Source organism: Blastomonas sp. 34TW (assembly GCF_059803595.1).
In genome coordinates this window covers 421,882-428,142 of record NZ_JAPFGW010000002.1, presented here as the reverse complement: position 1 = coordinate 428,142, position 6,261 = coordinate 421,882, and the positions used below count along the sequence as shown (strand labels likewise).

The window sequence follows — 6,261 nt, the reverse complement described above, 5'->3', positions numbered from 1 at the left end:
CCCCCCCCCCCCCCCCCCCCCCCCCCCCCCCCCACTGCTGCCATCACCAGCGGCTTCCCCAGGCGCGGGTGTGGTGCCGGACAGCGCTGGGCCGGTTGCAGGCCGGAGCGACCCTCCTGCAGCCTTGCCGTCCGGCGCGCTCTTGTTGGTGGTTTTTTTCGGGGGCATCGGGGTGTCCTTCTATTCGGGGTCAGTTGGCGGCGATCAGGCCAGCCAGGGGACGTTGAGCAGCTCGGCCGTGCCCTTCCATTCGTTGCTCTCGCCATTGGTCCCCAGCTCGTTGTTGAGGATCTTCAGGCCAGCGCTTTCGAGCGACGGAGGCACGATCAGCAGGTTCGGCTGCAGGCCCAGCGGACGACCGTAATCGCCCTTCATTCCCGACAGCGCGGCGCGCGCAGCCGCATAGTTCGCGGCATTGAGCGTCTGCTTGCTGCCCCAGGCGAACTGCCAGAAGCCGAAACCGACATTGGCGCGGGCATCCGAGCCGTAAACGAATTCGTTGTTGTCGAAGACGTTGTCGTCGGTTTCCTTGTCCTTCGCGACGAACTTGAAGTCCTTGCGCTTCTGGAGGATGATCGGCTTGAGCGATCGGTTGGTGTCGACCAGGAACCAGGGCGTGCCGGAACCGCCATCGGTGTTGGCGACGGTCGTCATGTTGCCGTTTTCATCCAGGACCGGATGATCGGTGTCGAAATAGTTCTGACCGTCGTAGCACTCGGTGCTGAAGCCCTGCTTGAGCAGCGACCAGCACAGCACGTCCCACCAGCTGGAGGTCGAGCGGCCCATCTCTTCGAACATGGGCGCATAGACGCCGATATTGTCGGTTTCGATATCGTCGCGATCAACCGAAATGGTCAGTTCCCATTTCTTCTCGCGGATGGTGTAGCTGCTCTGTTGCAGGTTCTGGAGCGCGCGCGGACCCAGCCATTCGCGGACGTTGGGCACCTTGCCCAGCCAACCATAGGTCTGTTCCTTGGTCGAGCTCGGCACGACGGTGGCGATGCGGGAATACTGCGAGGTCGCCGCGCCGGTGCCACGCGCATAGGCCGCGCTGAAGCCGGTGCGCACGGCTGCCAGATTTTGAGCATTGATCTGCATGTCAGATTGATCCTTCAGGTCTCGACCCAGACGCCCTGGGCGTCCACGTCACGGATGATTCCGGCAGCGGAACGGGTGTTCGTGCCGTTGGTCTTGGCCACCGTCTGGTCATCGACGACATAGGCCGTCTTGCCGATGTCAGCCCTGGTGATGGCGTCGCCGGCGGCGCTGTTGTTCCAGCGGAAGCGGCCACGGCGGACGCGGACGGACTTCGCGCCATTGGCACCGCCGTTGACGACATTCTCCTCGGCGCGGCCGATCGCGGTAAGCGTGGTGGCCGTGGAGCCCGGCACGGCCCAGCCGCTGGCATCGAGACAGACGAGCGCACCGGCAAAGATCGTGGTGGCCGTCTTGATCGGGTGGCTTTCGATATCGCCGCGCTGTTCGGGCGTGTTGCGATCGGCAGTGAGTGCAGCCATTAGAGTGCCTCCTCCTGGGCCGCGCCGGAAGCGGCGAGGCTCTTGCGATATTCTTCAGGGTCGAGACCCATCAGAGCGATGACCTGGTTGTCGGCTTCGCTGAGCTGGCCGGGCTTGGTGGGGTCGCTGGGCGCGATGGCGGAAGCGTGCGAGCCCTTGAGCACCGGCATGGCGCCGATCAGCTTTTCGGTCCGCTCGCGGTCTTCCATGTGCATGGCGATGTATTCATCGCGCATAGGCTTGACCCCGACACGGCCTTCACGGATCGCGCCGTCGACATAGGATTCCGCATCCTTGCGCGCCGTGCTTTCGGTTAGGGTGTTGAGCTTTCCGGTGACGTCGGCCAGTTCGGACTGGAGCGCGGTGATGACCGCATTGTCGCCACCCTGTTTGGCGCGAGCGGCGAGCTGCTGCACGCCGACGAGCACAGCGGACTGGTCGGACGTGGCCGCGAGGCCAGCGGCAAGCGCGATCGGCGAGAGGGCGGACTGAAGCGCCGTCTTGGTGGCATCGCCGCCCGGCATGTCCTTCCACTTCTTGACGGCGGCGACGACATCCTCGTCACTGGCCGCCGGATCGAGGCCCAGCGCCTCGATCAGCATTTCCTTAAGGTCCATGGTCTTCTCCTGGTGCAGGGCAGTGAGCCCGGAAAGATTGGGCTGGTTGACGAGGCTGGCGCGGCGGATCGCCACGATGGTTCCGTCCTTCTGGTGCGCGATGACGGGGGAAACGCCGCGATAGGCCCGATCCTCGACGAGGCGGCGGCCTTCAGCTGTCCATTCGACGCGGCCCCAGATGCCATCCTGCCGCGCCTGAAGCTCGACGATCCATCCGCGTGCAGGCGCGGACTGCCCCTTAGGGGCTGCAAGATCGGTTGCGTGATTTTCGTCCAGGACGAGCGGCGTGCCATCGGCGATCGACGCCGCCATCAGCGCGGCCGCATCGCGCACCTTGTAGGGACCGCGCCCGTCATTGGTGCCGACAGGGCCTGCGGGCAGAAGGTGTATCCATTCGGGCACCTCGACAGCCCCGGCAGCGCTGACAGGCAGCAGCTGGGCCGAGCAAAGTGCGATGGTGGAAGCGGGGCGGTTCATGCCGCCCTGTTTGGCGGCGGCCCAAGGCTCAAACCATGCCCGCCAAGGCGGGCGGATGGCGGATCAGGGAGCCAGGCCGATAGTGGCGATGCAATTCGCTGCGGTCAATTGGCCAGAGCCCAGCGTTCAGATTTCGCCGCCGGCATCGATCGCGCCTTCGAGCCATTCGGCGACGATGTCGAGGATATTGGTCTCGTCGGCGGGCGAGATGCCGAGATAGGCGCGCGCCGGAATTGTGCCCCAGGGGATCGACTGGCCCCGGCTGGTCGTGCCGAATGCGCCCTTCGCTGCGCCAAACTGCATAACGGCGGCCTGGATGAGCGCGCTGCCGATCTGGACGCCCGACCGGGAAACAATAGGGAAGATTTCGCGGCCGAGGCGGCGCGAGGGGCCAATCAATGGGCTGAGCAGCTCGCCATCGCCATTGGCGCGATAGCGATCGATCGTCGATTGCTTCTTGGGTGCCCAGGCTTTGCCGTCCGGATCGGTGCCGCTGACAAAGCGGTCGCGCGTCGCCTTGACCATGTATTCGCCGATGTCGCGATAGACCGGGGTCATATCCGCCAGGCGCGATCGCAGGCCTCGCAGACTGGCCAGCATGGCCTCATTATTGAATTTTACAGCAATCATGGCTATTCTCCGTCTGCGCGCTGCCCTGCATCGGCCATCCCGGTTACTGCCGGGGGACGTTCAGGACGTGAGGTCGGCGGGGGCGGCGCGCACTTTCCGCACGATGTAGAAGGTTTTGAGCGAGAGCGATCGCCTGCCCTTCTGAATGACCCAGACCGCCTCATATTCGAGCCCGCCAATGCGCTTGCGCATGGTGATGACCGGCGCGTCGGGATCGATCTGTTCCTTACCATATTCGATCGCATCGGGTGCGTTGAGCAGCTGGGGCAGCAGCGCGAAATCCTCCGCAGTCAACTTGAGGCTTTCTTTCGAAGGCGGGCCGTGCCGGTTGAAGATGTGGACGATGCGGGGCGGCTCCATCACATAGTCGAACAGCGAAATGTCGGCGACGTCCTGCATGGCGTTGATCGTGGCGACCTGATCTGACGTAGCAAGGCCAAGCGTCCTGACCGGAGGCGTTTCCACCGGGCCCGGCGGTGGGTCGAAGATCCGCTGCGCGTACCGCCGAGCATCGTCAGCGACAGAGGGCAGATTACGATACGCGCGGGCCAGGGCATCGCGCTGCGCTTCCGGCACGGTCTCCATGAAGCCCTTGGCGATCCGGTGATCCCAGCGCACCGCCTTTTCGGCCAGAGCGTTGACGGTCGATGCTACCGATGCTCCCGGCGCATAGCCCCAGCCTTTGCCCAGCCCTGGCAAACGGCCGGTCTTTGGATCGGGCTTATCCCAGCCAGCGGGCAGTTGCTTGTCCGGATCGCCGCCCAGGCGGCGGGCGGCGCGCAGGCTGCGCGCGCCGACGACATAGCAGCTGCAGCCCCAGTCCGAGGGCGGATAGAAGCGCAGCCAGAAGGGATGAGCGGGCGGCAGAACCAGGCCGTTGAAGCTCAGATGATTGATCCGCGGCTCCTTGCTGCCGCCGTGCAGATAGACCCAGAACGGAAAATCGCCCTCGACCAGCTGGGCGAAGCGTCCGGCAGCGTAGCTGGTACTGGCATTGGTGCGGTAGATGGTGCGCGTGCGCCATGCCTCGCCTGCTCGGGTCCCTTCGCCGGTCCAGCCGTGCCAGCCATTCTTCTGCACGATCGCGCGGAAGTCCTTGCGAAAGGTGTCCAGGCTCTGGCCTTCGGTGATCGAGCGATCGACGGCCGCAGCGAGATCGGTCAGGAGATCGGCCTGGACGGCTCCCGCCACCATAAACGCTCGGTCATGTTCGGCCTCGGTGATATCGTCCCATCGACGCGTCGGCACGAGCTTGCCTAGCTTGCCCCGGAAGAACGCGACCTGCTGAGGGAATGGCCGCTTGAGTGCGCCTGAGAGGCTGCTCTCGTGGCTCTCAGGCACCGTTCACGCTTTCGTTTTCCGCATCGAACCGGCCTGCGGCCTGCGCGGCAACAAAGGCCAGCGCCAGCGTTTCGCCCAGGGCCTTGCGATCGAGCTGCGGCATGGCAGCTCGCAGCATCTCGCGCAGCTCGGCAAGATCGGTGGCGGTTTCCATCATTGCCTCGATCTGCTCGAGCAGCTCAGCCATGGCCGGTGCCGCCAGCTCGGCAAGCTGGTCGCCGATCGCGTCGGCTGGATCGGGGGCAGCTTCTGGCTGTCGCTGCTGCAGCGCCGTGGAGACGGCGGACGTAATCGCCGGGGCGGGCGCAGTCCCGGTTGGCGGCGCAACGACGGACGGGCCGAGCAGCTCAGCGCCGGGATCTGGGTCGGAAAGGCCGAGCTTGTCACGCACCTCGCTGGCCTGGACACGAAGGCCCAGCGGAACGAGCTTGGACAGCTGTTCGGCCATGGCGGTCAGGTCTTCTGCCTCCGGTCGGGCGATGACGACGCGCGGATAGGCCTTTTGCGGGCCGTATTCGAGATCGACCCAGGGGCGAACAAGGTCGCGGTTGATCGCGGCTGCGAGCGAGCGTGCGTCGGCGCGCTCGATATCCTGTTGTACCTCGCGGTGCTCTTTGCTGACCGCGTGACCACCGCTGATCGCATCGGTGGTGGTGGTCTGGCCCAGGACCGCCTTGGACACCTGCCGATCGAGCCAGTCGGCACGGCGCTCATACAGGTCCGACCCTGCGCCGACGTTCGCCGATTCGATGAATTCGATATCCATGCCCTGGGGGATGATCGCGGCGCAGTCGCCCGCGATATTGGCGACCGCGCGAAAGAGCGTGGCGCGATCCTCTTTCGATGCCCCTGCATGAAACCGGCCGACGCGGATGGGCTGGCCATAGGTCTGGCTGAAAATCGCCCAGTCGCGCTGGGTAAAGGCCTTGAACATCCATGCCCAGGCGGCGAGCCGAGCGAGGCCGGAGCGGACAGGCAAGCCCGACTTTGCCTTGATGTTGAGATAGACGAACTTGAAGCCGGGCAGCGGCGCGCTCGGGCTGTTGCCATCCTCGCCTCCGAGCAGCATCGGCGTGCGGCCATCGACACGATCGAATTCGAACCAGCGCGGATCACGCCATTCGAGCCTCTCCGGCATGACCTGGCCTTCGCTGGTGTCCCACATTATCTCGGTGAAGCTCACGCCCTTGCCGACGGCATCGAGCATGTCGAACATCTCGTCCTGGAGCTCGTCACGCTTCAGCCCTGCGCGGACCATGTCGGCGATCGCCACATCGCGGGCCGAGTCCGATGCTGCCTCCACCGTGATCTCGATCTGCGCCACCGATCGCTTCCGGGTGCCGAGCACGCCCGCATAATGGAGGTCGCGTTCCTCGATCAGCTCGGCCAGCTCGAAATAGCGCAGTGGGTTGCCCTGGTCAGCTTCGCGCAGAATATTGGCCAGGCGCACCGGCGTCAGGCCATCTGCCGGATAGCCCGCGATCGGCGAGCGGACACCAGCCAGGGTCGGTCCAGCCACTTCGCGCTTCAGGGCGGATCGATCGATCGGATTACCATATTGGTCAAGCAGCTGGGGCATGGCGGGGTCCATTCGGCCCTGTGGGCGATTTAAGAGGGGTTAAGAGGGCGGGTGCAGGCGTTTTCCCCGCCATGATCCGGTCGCGGGCGCGGATGGCGCT

The 6,261-nt window shown here is 65.1% G+C and carries 6 protein-coding genes; all 6 read right to left on the bottom strand.

Translation table 11 applies throughout. From position 1 onward, the window contains the following. Positions 1-204: 204 nt before the first annotated feature. The 6 genes from OPU69_RS05225 to OPU69_RS05200 all read right to left on the bottom strand — a co-directional run bounded on the left by OPU69_RS05225 (position 205) and on the right by OPU69_RS05200 (position 6,161). Entirely contained in the window at positions 205-1,098 is an 894-nt protein-coding gene (locus tag OPU69_RS05225; protein WP_498509579.1) for a Mu-like prophage major head subunit gpT family protein, read from the bottom strand. Between the two features lie 14 nt (positions 1,099-1,112). Continuing rightward, complete coding sequence (locus tag OPU69_RS05220) at positions 1,113-1,517, bottom strand: hypothetical protein (RefSeq protein WP_498509578.1); 405 nt, start codon at positions 1,515-1,517, stop codon at positions 1,113-1,115. Next, positions 1,517-2,611 carry a phage protease gene (locus OPU69_RS05215; protein WP_498509577.1) on the bottom strand — a complete coding sequence of 365 codons (1,095 nt, stop codon included), beginning with the start codon at positions 2,609-2,611 and terminating at the stop codon, positions 1,517-1,519. The genes OPU69_RS05220 and OPU69_RS05215 overlap by 1 nt, the downstream gene beginning before the upstream one ends. Before the next feature lie 126 nt (positions 2,612-2,737). Then, entirely contained in the window at positions 2,738-3,211 is a 474-nt protein-coding gene (locus OPU69_RS05210) for a phage virion morphogenesis protein (RefSeq protein ID WP_498509576.1), read from the bottom strand. 90 nt (positions 3,212-3,301) lie between these two features. Next, positions 3,302-4,582, bottom strand: coding sequence for a phage minor head protein (locus OPU69_RS05205; RefSeq protein WP_498509575.1), 1,281 nt, complete (start codon positions 4,580-4,582; stop codon positions 3,302-3,304). Beyond that, complete coding sequence (locus tag OPU69_RS05200; protein WP_498509574.1) at positions 4,575-6,161, bottom strand: DUF935 domain-containing protein; 1,587 nt, start codon at positions 6,159-6,161, stop codon at positions 4,575-4,577. The genes OPU69_RS05205 and OPU69_RS05200 overlap by 8 nt, the downstream gene beginning before the upstream one ends. Positions 6,162-6,261 lie beyond the last annotated feature (100 nt).